This window comes from Agrobacterium rosae (genome assembly GCF_002915175.1).
GTDB lineage: Bacteria > Pseudomonadota > Alphaproteobacteria > Rhizobiales > Rhizobiaceae > Agrobacterium > Agrobacterium rosae.
On record NZ_NXEJ01000012.1, the window covers coordinates 172011 to 187626 of the forward strand.

12 protein-coding genes are annotated in these 15616 nt (G+C 56.9%); 7 read left to right on the forward strand and 5 right to left on the reverse strand.

Translation table 11 applies throughout. The features are described from left to right. The first annotated feature begins 36 nt into the window (after nt 1–36). Nucleotides 37–1218 (forward strand): efflux RND transporter periplasmic adaptor subunit, encoded by a 1182-nt coding sequence (locus CPJ18_RS23575; protein ID WP_103660230.1) that lies wholly within the window; start codon nt 37–39, stop codon nt 1216–1218. 6 nt (nt 1219–1224) lie between these two features. Next, on the forward strand, nt 1225–4362 hold the full coding sequence (locus CPJ18_RS23580; RefSeq protein ID WP_103660339.1) for an efflux RND transporter permease subunit: 3138 nt from the start codon (nt 1225–1227) through the stop codon (nt 4360–4362). A 30-nt stretch (nt 4363–4392) separates the two neighbouring features. Here CPJ18_RS23580 and CPJ18_RS23585 read toward each other — a convergent pair whose 3' ends face one another. The 5 genes from CPJ18_RS23585 to CPJ18_RS23605 all read right to left on the reverse strand — a co-directional run bounded on the left by CPJ18_RS23585 (nt 4393) and on the right by CPJ18_RS23605 (nt 9671). Then, the gene (locus tag CPJ18_RS23585) at nt 4393–5028 is read right to left on the reverse strand and encodes a TetR/AcrR family transcriptional regulator (RefSeq protein ID WP_103660231.1); all 636 of its coding nucleotides are present in this window, start codon (nt 5026–5028) and stop codon (nt 4393–4395) included. A gap of 384 nt (nt 5029–5412) precedes the next feature. Beyond that, nucleotides 5413–6294, reverse strand: a complete 882-nt coding sequence (locus CPJ18_RS23590) for an NAD(P)-dependent oxidoreductase (protein ID WP_103660232.1) — start codon at nt 6292–6294, stop codon at nt 5413–5415. A 31-nt stretch (nt 6295–6325) separates the two neighbouring features. Continuing rightward, complete coding sequence (locus tag CPJ18_RS23595) at nt 6326–7213, reverse strand: amidohydrolase family protein (protein ID WP_103660233.1); 888 nt, start codon at nt 7211–7213, stop codon at nt 6326–6328. Next, nucleotides 7213–8235: an amidohydrolase family protein gene (locus tag CPJ18_RS23600; RefSeq protein ID WP_103660340.1), complete on the reverse strand. Its 1023-nt coding sequence runs from the start codon at nt 8233–8235 to the stop codon at nt 7213–7215. Before CPJ18_RS23600 ends, CPJ18_RS23595 begins: the two co-directional genes overlap by 1 nt. A 146-nt stretch (nt 8236–8381) precedes the next feature. Continuing rightward, complete coding sequence (locus tag CPJ18_RS23605; protein WP_245445477.1) at nt 8382–9671, reverse strand: LysR substrate-binding domain-containing protein; 1290 nt, start codon at nt 9669–9671, stop codon at nt 8382–8384. Nucleotides 9672–9900: 229 nt separating this feature from the next. Here CPJ18_RS23605 and dctA point away from each other — a divergent pair, with 229 nt between their 5' ends. From dctA to CPJ18_RS23630, 5 genes are all read left to right on the forward strand, one after another. Beyond that, entirely contained in the window at nt 9901–11232 is a 1332-nt protein-coding gene (dctA, locus tag CPJ18_RS23610; protein WP_103660235.1) for a C4-dicarboxylate transporter DctA, read from the forward strand. Between the two features lie 40 nt (nt 11233–11272). Further along, entirely contained in the window at nt 11273–11944 is a 672-nt protein-coding gene (locus CPJ18_RS23615; protein WP_103660236.1) for a 4-carboxy-4-hydroxy-2-oxoadipate aldolase/oxaloacetate decarboxylase, read from the forward strand. Continuing rightward, the gene (locus CPJ18_RS23620) at nt 11937–13001 is read left to right on the forward strand and encodes a 4-oxalomesaconate tautomerase (protein ID WP_103660237.1); all 1065 of its coding nucleotides are present in this window, start codon (nt 11937–11939) and stop codon (nt 12999–13001) included. Before CPJ18_RS23615 ends, CPJ18_RS23620 begins: the two co-directional genes overlap by 8 nt. Nucleotides 13002–13160: 159 nt before the next feature. Beyond that, nucleotides 13161–14114 (forward strand): Bug family tripartite tricarboxylate transporter substrate binding protein, encoded by a 954-nt coding sequence (locus tag CPJ18_RS23625; protein WP_407026493.1) that lies wholly within the window; start codon nt 13161–13163, stop codon nt 14112–14114. A 195-nt stretch (nt 14115–14309) separates the two neighbouring features. Beyond that, a complete protein-coding gene (locus CPJ18_RS23630) occupies nt 14310–15260 on the forward strand; it encodes a VOC family protein (protein ID WP_103660341.1) in 951 nt (316 codons plus the stop codon). Nucleotides 15261–15616: the final 356 nt, after the last annotated feature.

Sequence of the window (15616 nt, forward strand, 5' to 3'; positions counted from 1 at the left end):
CGTTGCGAGCCGCGCCAATTAATTTCAGGATAAACAATGCACCTTATGACGAACTCCATCCGCTTGGCCATTTTGGCCTGTGCTGCCGTTTCGCTCGCGGCTTGTGGAAAAGGGGAGGGGGAACAGAAACAAGGGGCTGAACGACCGCCAACACAAGTTTCTATCGTTGAAGTCAAACCCGAGACCATCCCGGTTGTCAGCGAATTACCGGGCCGCGTTTCGCCGATGATTACCGCGGATATCCGTCCCCGGATAACCGGTCTCGTGCAAAAGCGGGTATTCCAGCAAGGAGCAGCCGTCAGAGAGGGTGATCTTCTCTACGTCATTGACGCGGCACCATTTCAGGCAAAGGTCGACTCCGCCCAGGCCACTCTCGACGCCGCGCTCGCAGCACAGAGGCTTGCAGGGCAGAAGGCAGACAGGCAGACCCAGCTACGTCAGAGCGGTGTCGCGAGTGCCGACGCCAGCGAGACAGCAATCGGCGAGCTTGCGCAGAGCAATGCAGATGTCGCACGCGCTCAGGCAGACCTCCGATCTGCCCAACTCGAGCTACAGTACACTCAAATCAAGGCGCCAATCAGCGGCAATATCGGCCGTGCACTGATCACAGAAGGCACGCTGGTTAGCCCGACATCCGACGTGATGGCAACTATCCAACAGATCGATCCGATTTACGCGGATTTCACCCAGCCGGCCGACACGTTGATCCTGTTGCGCAACGCCATCAAGAATGGCGATCTCAAGGAAGATGCTGCAGGTGGCGTCGGCATGAAGCTGGTGACGGAGCAGGGTCGTCCCTATCCTCATGACGGCAAGCTTTTGTTTTCTGAGGCAAGCGTCAATGCCCAGACAGGCCAACTCATCTTACGTGGCGAATTCCCCAATCCGGAGCGCAATCTTTTACCGGGCATGTATGTTCGCTCGAAGCTCCAGCAGGGAGCGCTCGAAGGAACCTTTGCTGTGCCCGAACAGTCGGTCCAGCGCGATACCGCTGGAAAGCCGCAGCTCTATATCGTCAATGCCGAGGGCAAGGTCGAAGTCAGGGAGGTCACGCTCGGATGGATACTCGATGGCCGATGGGTGGTCATCAAAGGGCTTAATGCCAACGACAAGGTAATCGTCGAAGGTTTTCAGAAGGTAGGGCCCGGGCAAGCCGTAAAGGCTGAGGCATGGATCAATCCAGTCGCCGCTGACGCCTCCCCGAAAAAGGAGGGTTGATCCTTGATCCCTGCATTCTTTATCGATCGTCCCGTCTTTGCCTGGGTGCTCTCCATTGCCATCATGCTGGCAGGCGCAATTTCGCTGACCGTGTTGCCCATCTCCCAATATCCGGATGTGGCACCTCCGCAGATCACCATCTCCGCTACCTACCCCGGTGCATCGCCTGAAGACACCTATGAGGGTGTGACGCGTCTGATGGAGGAAGAGCTTAACGGAATTCCGGGGCTGCTCTACTACGAATCAACCTCGAATGCCCAAGGTGCTATCACCATTACCGTGACGTTCGAACCAGGTACGGCTCCCGAAACGGCGGCTGTCGAAGTTCAGAACCGTGTTCGCCGCGTTGAGGCCAGACTGCCATCCTCCATCGTCCAGCAGGGTATCAGTGTCGATACTGCAGGCGGTGGCACGTTGCTGCTGGTGGCTCTGACATCAAAGAGCGGCTCGATGGACGGTATCGCGCTGGGCGACTACATGAGCCGTAATGTTGCCAACGAGTTGCGGCGCGTTCCGGGTGTCGGTAATGCCCAGCTGTTCGGCAGCGAGCGTGCCATGCGCGTCTGGATTGATCCCGATAAACTGCTTGGTCTCAATCTGACGCCAGCTGACGTTACAAGTGCTATCCAGGCACAGAATGCTCAGGTTGCTGCCGGCCGTCTCGGAACGGCACCATCGGTGCCAGACAGGCGCACCACGGGATCGCTGTTGATCAAGGGGCAGCTAACCTCGCCGGACGAATTCGGCCAGATCGTACTCCGTGCCGAAACAGACGGTTCGACAGTTAGACTGCGAGACGTAGCCCGGATCGAAGTCGGTGCCGACAGCTATGCCACCTCGGTCAGGATAAATGGCAAACCTGCTGCCGGTGCGTCGATCGAGCTTGCACCGGGCGGGAATGCGCTGATCACTGCTTCGGCAATTAAGGCGCGGCTGGCAGAGCTGGCACCGTCGTTTCCCGAAGACATCGAATATTCGGTCCCCTACGACACCACGCCATTCGTCTATATCTCCATCGAACAGGTTTTGATGACGCTGGCCGAGGCGATGGTCCTCGTCTTTCTCGTCATGTTCCTCTTCCTGCAGAATATCCGCTACACCATCATTCCGACAATCGTCGTGCCGATCGCGTTGCTAGGCGCTTGCGGTGTGATGTTCGTGCTCGGTTTCTCGATCAACGTGCTGACGATGTTCGGCATGGTTCTGGCCATCGGTATTCTGGTGGATGATGCGATCGTCGTGGTTGAGAATGTCGAGCGCATTATGACGGAGGAGGGGCTTTCGCCGAAAGAGGCGACCAAGAAGGCAATGACGCAGATAACCGGCGCGGTGGTCGGCATTACTTTGGTGCTGACTGCGGTTTTCGTTCCGATGGCATTCTTCCCGGGTGCAGTCGGCGTTATCTACAAGCAATTTTCACTGACAATGGTGGCGTCGATCCTGTTTTCTGCTTTCCTCGCCTTGACGCTAACCCCTGCTCTCTGTGCGACGTTTCTCAAACCTGTCGAAAAGGGGCACACTCACACTAAGAAGGGTTTCTTCGGTTGGTTCAACCGTGGCTTTGACCGTAGTTCCCATACATACAGTGGTTGGGTAGGGCGCCTGATCAAGCGTTCAGGACGCGTCATGCTGATCTACCTCGTCGTAGCAGCAGCGACGGCCTGGATGTTCCTGCAATTGCCATCTTCCTTCCTTCCTGATGAAGATCAGGGCACGTTGCTCGCCCAGGTCCAGGGTCCGGCCGATGCTACGGCGGAACGGACGCTCGATTCTATCAAGCTAATGGAGAAGGTCGTCACGTCCGAACCGTCGGTTGATCGCATTGTGGCGATCAGTGGCTTTAGCTTCTCCGGGTCAGGCGAGAACGCCGGACTTTCGTTCATCACCCTAAAGGATTGGAGCGAACGGACCGCTGAGCAGTCGGCACAGGCTTTGTCGAATAAGTTCAATGCCGGCTTCCAGGCCATCAAGGACTCGACGGCTTACGCCCTGTCGCCGCCCGCGATTTCTGGCCTCGGCACCTCCAATGGATTTGCGTTCCGGCTTCAGGATCGCGGCAACCAAGGTACAGACGCTTTAAATTCGGCGCGTGATCAGTTCATGGCAGAGGCCGGCAAGAGCCCAATTCTTGCGCGGGTCATGGTCGAGGGTCTTGCCGATGCACCGCAAACCGTGCTGACCATCGATCGCGAGAAGGCCAACACCTATGGCGTCACCTTCGCCGACATCAACCAGACCATCAGCACCAGCCTCGGCTCTGCATACGTCAATGACTTCCCCAATGCTGGGCGCATGCAGCGGGTCACCGTGCAGGCCGATGCGGACAAGCGCGGTACGATCTTCGACGTCATGAAACTGACGGTGAGAAATTCCGAAGGCGGCATGGTGCCGATCTCGGCCTTCGCCAGATATGAGTTCACCAAGGGTTCGGCGCAGATCGTCGGTTACAATGGCTTCCCGGCTGTCCGTTTCAGCGGTCAGGCGGCCCCCGGTTACTCCTCTGGCGATGCCATCACCGAGGTCGAACGGATTGCTGGCGCGCTGCCATCCGGTTTTGGATACGAATGGAGCGGGCAGTCGCTACAGGAAATCCAGTCCGGCTCGCAGGTGCCGATGCTTTTGGGCCTGTCCGTCATACTGGTGTTTCTCTGCCTTGCAGCTCTCTATGAAAGCTGGGCGATACCGCTTTCGGTGTTGTTGGTCATTCCACTTGGCGTGATTGGTGCGGTCGGTGCAGTAATGCTGCGTGACATGCCGAACGATGTGTATTTCAAGGTTGGCTTGATCACCATCATGGGACTCTCAGCGAAGAATGCCATTCTGATCATTGAATTTGCCAAGGACCTCAGGGCTGAGGGTAAGTCTACGTTCGACGCAGCTGTGGAGGCTGCGCACCTTCGTTTCCGACCAATCCTGATGACGTCACTCGCCTTCGCTCTGGGTGTGGTTCCTCTGGCGATCGCTACGGGCGCAGGATCCGGCAGCCAGACGGCGATCGGGACAGGTGTCCTCGGAGGTATGATTTCTGCAACGATCCTGGCGATCTTCTTCGTGCCCGTGTTCTTTGCCTTCGTGATGAAGTTCAGTAAGAATCCGGCCGAGCAAAGACCGGATCCTGAAAAGCGAACCGCGCCGGCCAAGTGATCAAAGGACACGATGAAGGGCATTGCCGGCTTATGGCCGGATGCCGTTCATGAAAAAGCGGATTCGGTCTTCGATGATACCACCCTCTAACTCTCGCCTGACTTGGTCGGGCGTCGAAAACAGCGCCGTTCGTAGAAGTGGCAGGACCATTAGAACGAGGAAGTTGTTCGCATCTCGATCAGCTTGCTGGCGTTCGCCCGAATAATAGCCCGGCGAAGAGATCAGCATTCGCGCGACATATTCCATATAGCGAGGTGCGGCATGCTCTCTATAGAGGCGTGCTAGATTGGGGAACCGAACGGCCTCCGCCGTGATCGCCCGGTCCAGCTCGAGCGCCTCTGGCTGGAGGACGTGCTCGAGCAAAAGATGGGCAAGCTTCATCAGCTTATCCTCAAGCGTAAACCCCTGCAGCTCAAGGCTATCTATCTCCAAGAGATTCTGGTCGATCCGCCGTTTGATGACCGCGTCGAAGATCGCCTCCTTATCCGCGAAACGAGCATATAGTGTGCGCTTCGCCACGTGGGCAGTGTTTGCTATCCGATCAATCGAGGTACGCTCGAACCCTTGCGCGAGAAACAGGGATTGGGCAACGTCGAGAATCTTGCCGGAGAGTTGTGCCGCTTCCTCTTGCCTGGGTCGTCCGCCTGATTTGGTAGATATTTTCATGATCACTTGATAAGTTATCGGCCTGTTCGTACGAACCTGCTTGTTTGGGATGTATATGCCGCGCCGTTGCCATGTTAATCCGGTTCCCCTCAGAAGGCGAGTCGCGCAGCATCCTTCACCAGTGTGGCCAATGTCGTCCCCCAATAATCGATGCAAGCCAGGCTGTGAAAAAGAGATCCGCTGCCCTTAAATAATAACGGACTCTGCGGTTCGTGTTTTTCCCTTATTTTATGGTGCTCGGCAATGAGCCCGAACTTTTTAATCAGTTAAATCAAAAATTAGTGTTCACTATCGATGTGTCGACGGTTCGTGGCGGCTCAAGGCGAATAAGATGGCCGTCCTCAAGGGCAATAAATTTCTGAAGAAATACACCTTTTCGAAACTTCATCTGTACAGATTTCGCAATAAAATATCAGCGCGTTGGCCTAGATCATCTGGACCGGGCTTCTCCAGTAAAGCGCCAATCTCATCGTGCCATTCCATGGCAGACAAAGCCATTCTATTCGGTAACCCAAGCTCACTCAGAGTGGCGGCAACCTCACGCATTTCTGCTGCTCTACGCTTACCGTGAACCATCATCCGTTCTAGATTGTAGGATGAGCGGGTTTGCCACTCGATCCCTGGCTGAGATTGTTGCAACGAGGCGAGAACCCGTTCTTCAACACCAGCTTTTCTTGCCGCAAGTAGGCATTCGGCGGTTAGCGCCTCCAGACCTTTCACCATGACCGAGCGCAGCATCTTGATGGTCGACGCTTGCCCAACCTCCTCACCGGCAATATTTGCTTGCATGCCTAAGTGTTCTAGAATCGGGATCGCCGCTTGGGCGTGGCACCCGGAAATGAGCAACGGTGTCATATGCTTTGCAGGATAGACGGGAGCCATAACGGCCACGTCAACGTAGCGAACTCCGCGTTTTCCCAAAACTTTAGAGACGGCGACCTTGGTCGCGGGCGAACATGAATTACAATCAAAAAATAGTGCATTCTCCTCCAGATCGTCAGCGACTGAGATCGCAGCTTCCTGCGCCTGATCCGCCGTCACGACACTGAAGATCACGTCGCTATTGGCGAAGGCATGGTTTCGGTCAGTTGCACATTCAACACGAAGCTTATCACACGCCTCCATCAGGACTGTTTTTGAAGCGGGGTCTTCGATTTTGATGTCGAATGTCGAGATCCTTTCAACGTCCTCGAACGGAGGCGTCTCCCGCCATCCTGACACGAAAGCATACGCCGCTTCACCAAAGCCAAGAGTAGAGATTTTCATCGTCAGCTTCCTTTCGATAGGCCCAGAGCATTCAGCTCCAGTAGATCCGCATCGGATTTTCGACGAGGAGTTTCTGCTGCAGCAAGTCCGTCGGCGCGATACGCGGGATGATGTCGACCAGATGGCCGTCGTCGGGCATATGGTTCGTCATGTTGGGGTGCGGCCAGTCCGTGCCCCAGAGAACGCGATCTGGAAAGCGTTCCACCAAACTGCGAGCAAACGGTACGACATCGTCGTAATGCGGCGCTCCGACTTTTGACAGACGCTCCGGGCAACTGACTTTGCTTACAACATTATCATGTTCGGCCATCAACTTGATGAAACGTCCGAATTCCGGGCCGTCAACAGCCTTGGAAACGTCCGGTCGGCCCATGTGATCCACCACAACAGTCGTTGGCAGCGATGTGAAAAAGTTCCACCGCTCCTCCAGATCCGCTGCTTCGAAATAGATGACAATGTGCCATCCAAGCGGCGCGATCTTGTCAATGATCGCGTGGTAGTAGGTGTCAGGTTTCGGATCAACGAGACGACGGACGAAATTGAAGCGGACACCGCGCACGCCAGCCTCGTCCAACTCGTTTAGCTCGTCGTTGGACACCGTGTCGCGAACGGTCGCCACACCGCGCGCTTTGCCGTTGGAAGACCGCAGTGCATCGACCAAAGCACGGTTATCGGCACCGTGACACGTTGCCTGAACGATAACGTTGCGTTCGAAACCAAGATAATCCCGCAGGGCGAACAACTTGTCCTTACCAGCATCGCAAGGGGTGTATTTCCGCTCGGGCGCGTAAGGAAATTCGTCGCCGGGTCCGAACACATGGCAATGTGCATCGACTGCACCGGCTGGTGGGCGATAGGCCGGCTTGCTGGGGCTGGGGTCGAAGCTCAACCAGTTTGGATCCATTGTAAACGCGGCCATTACAACCCCCTTGCCTTGAGTTGGGCGTCGAGGCGCGGATAGACGCGGCGGGCGTTCAGTTCGAATACTTTTCGCTTGTCCACGTCCGGAATATCGAGAGCATCGACATAACGCTTGGTATCATCGAAATAATGCCCGGTCTGCGGATCGATACCACGCACAGCTCCGACCATCTCGGAGCCGAACAGGATATTGTCGATGTCGATGACCTCGAACAGCAGATCAATTCCGGGCTGGTGATAAACGCAGGTGTCAAAGAACACGTTCTTCATGACATGTTGATCCAGCGGCGGTCGCTTCAGCATATCTGCAAGTCCGCGAAACCGGCCCCAGTGATAGGGAACCGCGCCGCCTCCATGCGGGATGATGAAACGCAGGTCGGGAAAATCCTTGAAAAGATCGCCTTCGAGGAACTGCATGAAAGCGATCGTGTCGGCGGCGAGATAATAGGCCCCCGTGGCATGCATGGCGCAGTTGCAGCTTCCCGACACATGGATCATGGCTGGCACGTCGAGTTCGACCATCTTCTCGAAGAAGGGATACCAGGCTTTATCCGTCAAAGGCGGCGAGTCGAAACGACCGCCGGACGGGTCAGGGTTCAGGTTGCAGCCAATAAAGCCGAGTTCGGAAACGCACCGCTCAAGCTCGTCGATTGACGTGGATATCGAAATCCCCGGTGTTTGAGGTAACTGGCAAACGCCCACGAATGTCTCAGGATAGAGATCTACCACCCGTTTGATGAGGTCGTTGGAGCGTCGCGCCCAAACCTTGGCCGCCGATTGATCTCCGACATGCGGTGCCATGGCTGAAGCCCGGGGTGAAAAGATTGTCATGTCCGCACCGCGTTCGCGCAACAGCCGCAACTGGTTGGCTTCGATCGTTTCGCGGATCTCGTCATCCGAGATCTCGGGATAAGCGGGATCGATATCGCCGCCATTCGCGATGGCGTCTTCCTGCTGGCCTCGCCACGTGGTGTGGGGGGCAGGCGCGGTGGTGTAATGGCCGTGGCAATCAATAATCATGGCGTTGTGGTCCTCCAACATTTCCAATCAGCCGCAAGCGTCGGCTTCGGCAGCGTCAATGATCAACGGAGGGCGCCAGGCGCGGTCAGGCTTGGCGAGCTGTTCTCCTCCCTCGTCGTAAAAGCTTTATACGCGTTCGGTCGTCGCTAAGCATATCGGAACGAGTTTCGCGCCATTAGTTTTTCTGAAGTCCAGTCGCTGCATGCCCGTCGGAATTCTGCCACGAACGCGGCCTGGAGGCGTGTCGGCCGCCAATCGTCACGTACCGTCAGCCCGATTTTTCGCTGCGACGAAAAAGCACTCGGCACTTCGACCAACAGTCCGGCTCGACGCTCAAGGATGAACTGATCGCGCGACATCAGGGTCAGCCAGTCATCGCTGAGCATTAAACCTCTGCTGATCGCGACCGAATTGCTCTCGATGCGCATCGCCGGTGGATCTATGTCGCGCTCGGAAAACATTTCATCCCAACGCACCCGCATGGGGGCCCTGCTCGCCGCGATGATCCATGGGAAATCCCTCAAGCGGCCATAGTCGAAATCGTGCTCCATGGTCAGCGGGTGGTCAGCCCGTGCGACAATCACGAGATCATCATCAAACAATTCCTCCTGAACGACATCCTTGGAGGGCGCTGGCTCGCGGATCGCACCAATCAGGACATCCATCTGACCAGTGCGCAGATTTGTCAGCAGGTCAGGGTAGGGTCCCTCAAGCACGGTAATTTTCGCGGCCGGATAGGCGCTAGAGAACCTGGCAAGCGCCCGTGGCAGAAGGATTGCCTGCGCCATGGGCAACGTTCCGATGGTGATACGCCCGGCACCCTCCAGCCGCAATGCCGCCAGTTCGTCGAAGCCAGCCTCGAATTCAGCAAAGGCCAATTGCGCGAAACGCAGAAGATGTGCCGCAGCAGGGGTCGGCTGAACCGTTCGTCCATGGCGTGTCAGAAGCAATATCCCCAAAAGTTGCTCAAGCTCTCGGGCCGAGCGATGGAGGGCTGGTTCTGATAAACCCGTTACCTTCGACGCCAGTGCGAAACTTCCGGCCTGATCGACGGCCGTCAGCGCTCTCAGTTGGCTGAGCGTGATGCGGCGCTCGATATTTGGTAGCGCCGGCAAACGGGCAGAACGCCGAACGCCCTGCCCACCTTTGACGATGTAGGCAAGCGCTCTTTCGATCCGTTCCGTCATCAACGCGCCCGCCGGGGTCATGACCACTCCGCCGGGCTGACGCTCGAGAAGATTGCAACCAACCTGTGCTTCGACCTTTGCCACAGCCTGCGTGACGGCCGGCTGCGACAGGTTCATCGCAAGGGCAGCATTACTGATGCTTCCGGTCCGACCGGCAATGGCGACCGCCTCGAAGTGGCGGAGATTGATTTCACGATGCGTGTACATTGCCATACTTAACCAGAACTTATGGCAGGTGCGCAATTCCATTTTGCTTTTTCCGGCGGCTCGTCGCTTAATTTCACAAGGAGGACGAGGAGGAAGTGTTCCGAAAATCTGACCGACTGCGCCTTCGTCGTGGCATGTCCGCGGTTTCGGATCGTGTGGATCAAATCGATTCCTCTTCACGTGCTGCTGTTCGGACAGGGGTGGGATTTCACAGTCTGGCTTCCGAACGACAGCACCGTCCGCATACGTGATTCAGGGAGGAGACCAACACGTGGCTTATTCAAGTGCAACCAATCCCTCGCCAACCAAGGCGAGTGACCGCAGCAGATTTGGGATTTTCGGGCAGCTCTGGTTCCAAGTGCTCGCAGGAACCATATTCGGCATTCTTCTCGGACATTTCGCACCGGACATCGCCGTTGCAATGAAGCCGTTTGGCGATGCCTTCATCAAGATGATCCGCATGATGATCGGACCCATCATCTTCGTTACAGTTGTCCATGGCATCGCCGGCATGAACGACATGAAAAGTGTGGGGCGCGTTGCGCTGAAGTCGATTATCTATTTCGAGGTCGTCACGACGATCGCGTTGGTTTTCGGACTTGTCGCTGTCAATCTCTGGAAGCCCGGAGCGGGCATGAACATCGATCCGGCGACACTGGATGCCTCGTCGATCAAATCCTACGTAGCGACGGCTCACGACCAGTCGATGACGGCATATTTCATGGGCATCATTCCCGATAGCTTCGTCAGTGCCTTTACGCAGGGACACGTCCTCCAGGTTCTGTTCATCTCGGTTCTTTTTGGTATCGCACTGGCGTCGATCGGGGAGCGCGGCAAGCCGATCTTTCATGTGATCGAGAGCGCCTCGCAGGGCTTTTTCAAGATCATCGGTTACATCATGTATTTCGCCCCGCTTGGCGCGTTCGGGGCCATCGCGTTCACCATCGGCCAGTTCGGCACGTCGTCGCTATGGTCTCTGGGTTCGCTGATTATCGAGTTCTTCGTCATCTGTGCCCTGTTCACGGCGATCGTTTTCGGCGGGATTGCCCACTGGTGTGGCGTCAGCCTGTTGCGACTGTTCAGCTATCTATGGGACGAGATCATTATTGTCGCCGCCACAACGTCGACCGAGACCGTCCTGCCACGGCTCATTGAGAAGATGGGCAAGGTGGGCTGCGAGGAATCTGTCGTAGGATTCGTGGTCCCTGCGGGCTACTCGTTCAATCTTGATGGCACATGCCTTTATCTGACGACGGTCGCTGTTTTTCTTGCCCAGGCCACAAACACGCCTTTGACGATCTGGCATGAGCTTAGCCTAATCGGCGTGCTTCTTCTGACATCCAAGGGTGCGGCAGGTGTAGCTGGTGCGGCTTTTGTCGTTCTAGCGGCCACTTTGAGCACAACGGGTGCTATCCCTGTTGCCAGCATTGCGCTGATCCTTGGGATCCATCGTATTCTGGCCGAAGGCTTGACCTTCGTGAATCTCATCGGCAACGCGCTCGCTTCGATTGTTATTGCCAAATGGGAAGGCAAACTCGACGAGCGGATACTGGCGGAAACCGTCGGAAATGCGCGTCTGCGACGTGCGCACGGCGTAGCCTAAGACTGGATCCGAAAGCTTTTATACAAAGGGAACCAAAGACATGGGTATAGTTGTTCAGAATATCGAACGGGTTGCGGTCGACATCCTTGACCGGCTCGCCACTGCCGGTGTGGCGACCGTTCACGAGGCGCAGGGGCGCAAGGGGATGCTCGCCAGCTACATGCGTCCGATCTACGCGGGCGCGCAGATCGCTGGTTCGGCAGTGACAATCTCGTCCCCGCCTGGCGACAACTGGATGCTTCACGTGGCCATCGAACAGCTCAAGGACGGCGACATCCTCGTCCTGGCACCGACATCACCCTGTGACAACGGCTATTTTGGAGACCTCCTGGCAACGTCGGCAATGGCACGCGGCTGCAAAGGGTTGGTGATCGATGCGGGTGTGCGTGACATCCGCGACCTGACCGCCATGGGCTTTCCGGTTTGGTCGAAGGCAATCTCTGCGCAGGGTACGGTCAAGGAGACCGTCGGTTCGGTCAACGTGCCGATTGTTTGTGCCGGTGCCCATATCGAGGCGGGCGATATTATCATTGCCGACGATGACGGCGTCTGCGTCGTCAAACGCACGGAAGCCACGGAAGTTCTTGCCGCGGCCGAAAAGCGCCTTGCCAATGAAGAGGCCAAGCGTAGCCGTCTTGCCGCAGGCGAGTTGGGTCTGGATATCTATGACATGCGCCCGACCCTGGAGAAGAAAGGTCTGCGTTATGTATGAGAACGGCATACCCTGCCTCTGGATGCGCGGCGGCACGTCTAAAGGGGCGTATTTTCTGGCCGAGCACCTGCCCGTCGATCCGCCTGAACGCGATGCGCTTTTGCTGCGCATCATGGGCTCGCCGGATCCGCGCCAGATCGACGGTATCGGCGGGGCCGACCCCTTGACGTCCAAGGTCGCCATCCTCTCACCCTCCAGCCGCGAGGATGCCGATGTCAATTATCTGTTTCTGCAGGTCTTCGTGGAACAGGGACTGGTCAGTGACGCCCAGGGATGCGGCAACATTCTGGCCGGGGTCGGACCGGCAGCGATCGAGCGTAGTCTGGTGGCGGCGAAAGACGGTGTCACGGAGGTCAGGATCCATATGGTCAACACCGGTGAAGTGGCAGTTGCCAAGGTCGTGACGCCAGACGGACGCGTCACCTATGCGGGCGATACCGAGATCGCTGGTGTGCCCGGGCGACACGCGGCTGTCCCGCTTCTGTTCGAAAACATAGCCGGATCGATGTGCGGCGCTCTTTTGCCGACCGGAAACGAGGTCGATGTCATCGACGAGATTCCGGCGACATTGATCGATAATGGCATGCCCTGCGTCGTGATGCGGGCTGCTGATTTTGGCCTGAGCGGTTCAGAAACGCGCGAGGAAATCGAGGCGAATGAAGCGGTTAAGTCGCGTATCGAAGCCATCCGTTTGAAGGCCGGCCCGATGATGAACCTGGGTGACGTGACGACAGCCTCTGTTCCCAAGATGACACTGGTTTCTGCGGCGCAAAATGGCGGTGCGATTTCTACCCGCAGTTTCATCCCCCATCGTGTCCACGCATCCGTTGGCGTGCTGGCTGCAGTGACGGTCGCCACGGCGACGCGGCTTGCGAATAGCCCGGCGGCGGATCTCGCGACGCAGCCGTCAGACGGACGATATCTGATCGAGCATCCAACCGGTGCCATGGAGGTGTTCCTCGATGCCGGACAGGATGGGGAAATCAAAGCGGCTGGCACTGTGCGGACCGCACGTAAGCTGTTCGAAGGATTGGTGTTTCCCGCACCTGCCAGCTGAGGCGGAATGGTGTTGTGGCGTCCTCTCGAGGAGGAGCTTTGGGTGATGCTGCAACTAAGATGATAACGATCTTTGAGACGCCCGCCATGCGGGACAAGATAAATGGGAGGAGTAGACATGAACAGTTTGACAAGATGGGTTTGCCGGTGCGTTCTAATCATGACGATGGTCGGTTCGGCCCTCGCATCATCCCTGATGCCGACAGCGGCGGCAGAGAACTACCCCAGCCGTGATATCACTTTGGTCCTGCCATTCGGGCCGGGCGGCATCGCTGACATCACCGCTCGTATCGTCGCAAATGCGCTGGGTAAAAAGCTCGGCCAACAGATCATTATTCTAAACCAACCCGGTGCAGCAGGTGCGACGGCTGCCCGAGCCGTTCTCAATGCCGAGGCGGATGGCTACACTCTGGCACTGTTTTCGAATGGCACGGCAATAAGCGTTCCGCTGTTCAAGAAACTGCCGTTTGATCCGGTTGCAGAGTTTGTTCCGGTTTCGAGCCTTGCCTATTTCGATTTTGTCTTTGTCACCAAGGCCGACAGCAAGTTCAAAACGCTTAAAGATGTGCTTGATGCCGCCAAGGCCCAGCCAGGTGCACTGAACGTCGGAACGATCAACACGGGAAGCAGCCAGAATCTGGCAGCTGAACTGTTCAAGTCAGTGACAGGTGTTGATTTCACCATTGTCCCCTACAAGGCGACGCCAGATCTGCAGGTCGCACTTCTCGGCGGTGAACTCGATATGATCATCGACAGCCAGACCGCACTCAAGTCTGCCTTGCAGCAGAATCAGGCCATTGCGATCGCATCGTCTGGGCCGCAGCGGTCCATTCTAACCGCAGATGTGCCGACCGCAACAGAATTGGGTGTGAGCGGCTTCGACGTCACATCGTGGAACGCAATTTTTGCCCCGCAAGGAACCCCGCCCGACATTGTATCGGCGCTGAACGCCGCGCTGATCGAAGTGCTGTCAGATGAGGCGGTGCGCAAGCGTTTTGCGGATCTCGGCGTTGAGGCGCGGTCGAGCACCCCACAAGAGATCGGCAAACGTCTGGCTGATGACATCGCCAAGTGGGGAGCCGTGATCCAGACGGCCAACATCCCCAAGCAGTAAGAACATGCGTGGTTGGACGCAAGTCGATTGCAGACGCGTTGCCAGCGTGAACATGTTTGGCGTTCGCGCGCCTGCAAGCGCGATGTGTGGGCCGCTCTTACGCGGCCTGATGGGTTAGAGCGAAAGCCCGCCCCATGTTCCCGGTCCCGTGACCGGGAACGGTGTGTAAGGACAAGCGATTGGATGGAAAGAAACATGGAACCATGCTTTGACATAGCGCATCTGGCGCATGTCGAGATGTATTCGGACAGGTTCGAAGACAGTCTCGATTTTTTTATCAACGTCTATGGTCTAACCCTCACCGACAGGGACGAAAACTCAGCCTATTTGCGGGCGTGGGATGACTATGAATTCCACACGTTGAAACTCACCCGGCATACCACAACCGGTGTTGGTCATATCGCCTACCGGACCTCATCTCCGGAGGCGCTGGCCCGGAGGGTCGAAGTGATCGAAGCAAGCGGGTACCCGGTGATCGGTTGGGTCGATGGTGATCGCGGCCACGGCAAAGCCTTCCGCTTCGCGGACCCGTTCGGGCATGTCTTCGAAATCTACTTTGATACGGTACGCTACCAACCCCCGGTGACGGAAAAACCCAGACTGAAAAATTTGGCGCAACGGTTCCACGGTCGCGGATGCCATCCACGCCGGCTCGATCACCTCAACCTGTTGGCAAGTGACGTTTCGGAATTCCGCCGTTTCATGGAAACATGCCTGGGCTCGCGTGTGACAGAAATGATCCAGCTCGACAACGGTCGGCTTGGCGGCTGCTGGTTCACCATCAACAACAAGACCTACGATCTTGCCTGCACCGAGGAGCACGGACGCGGCGATGGTCGGCTGCATCATGTTACCTACGCGACGGATACGCGCGAGGATATTCTAAGGGCAGCGGATATCTTTCTGGAAAACGGGGTCCATATCGAAACCGGGCCACACAAGCATGCCATTCAGGGTACATTCTTCCTGTATGTCTGGGAGCCGGCTGGAAACCGCGTCGAACTCGCCAATTCCGGTGCCCGCCTGATCCTCGCCCCCGACTGGGAACCGGTTGTCTGGACAGAAACGGAGCGCAAGAAAGGCCAGGCATGGGGCCTGAAAACAATCGAGACATTCCATACGCACGGCACGCCACCAGCCGTTTAGTAAGACGCATGATTTCGGTTGGCGGCAACATGATATTGGGACGCACGTGACGCAAAAGGTGCTGTAGCGCGAAGGCACGTCTGCGATGTATGAAACGTCGTCGGCAAAGCCCCTCTGGCACGCCTTATTGATAGATGCACCGCGCCATCGGGCATAGCCGCCAGGAGCGATCGATCTCGATGGGTTAACTCGCAATCGTGAACCGTCCCACGAAGCCGCATATCCGAAGATATCGGAAAGCCCAAGGTGGGCAGGAATAGCCCTCAAACGCGCTGCATACATGTTGTGATCAACGAGATGCCGGGCGTCTTGTTTCGGTGAGAGGATCCGGGCGCGCACAGCCGTCGCGTGATCTG

What these genes read in the sequence shown, in the direction of transcription:
- CPJ18_RS23600 (WP_103660340.1), bottom strand. Translation starts at nt 8,235, where the DNA reads ATGATTATTGATTGCCACGGCCATTACACCACCGCGCCTGCCCCCCAC.
- CPJ18_RS23625 (WP_407026493.1), top strand. Translation starts at nt 13,161, where the DNA reads ATGACGATGGTCGGTTCGGCCCTCGCATCATCCCTGATGCCGACAGCG.
- CPJ18_RS23620 (WP_103660237.1), top strand. Translation starts at nt 11,937, where the DNA reads ATGTATGAGAACGGCATACCCTGCCTCTGGATGCGCGGCGGCACGTCT.
- CPJ18_RS23605 (WP_245445477.1), bottom strand. Translation starts at nt 9,671, where the DNA reads ATGGAATTGCGCACCTGCCATAAGTTCTGGTTAAGTATGGCAATGTAC.
- CPJ18_RS23590 (WP_103660232.1), bottom strand. Translation starts at nt 6,294, where the DNA reads ATGAAAATCTCTACTCTTGGCTTTGGTGAAGCGGCGTATGCTTTCGTG.
- CPJ18_RS23585 (WP_103660231.1), bottom strand. Translation starts at nt 5,028, where the DNA reads ATGAAAATATCTACCAAATCAGGCGGACGACCCAGGCAAGAGGAAGCG.
- CPJ18_RS23575 (WP_103660230.1), top strand. Translation starts at nt 37, where the DNA reads ATGCACCTTATGACGAACTCCATCCGCTTGGCCATTTTGGCCTGTGCT.
- CPJ18_RS23595 (WP_103660233.1), bottom strand. Translation starts at nt 7,213, where the DNA reads ATGGCCGCGTTTACAATGGATCCAAACTGGTTGAGCTTCGACCCCAGC.
- CPJ18_RS23630 (WP_103660341.1), top strand. Translation starts at nt 14,310, where the DNA reads ATGGAACCATGCTTTGACATAGCGCATCTGGCGCATGTCGAGATGTAT.
- CPJ18_RS23615 (WP_103660236.1), top strand. Translation starts at nt 11,273, where the DNA reads ATGGGTATAGTTGTTCAGAATATCGAACGGGTTGCGGTCGACATCCTT.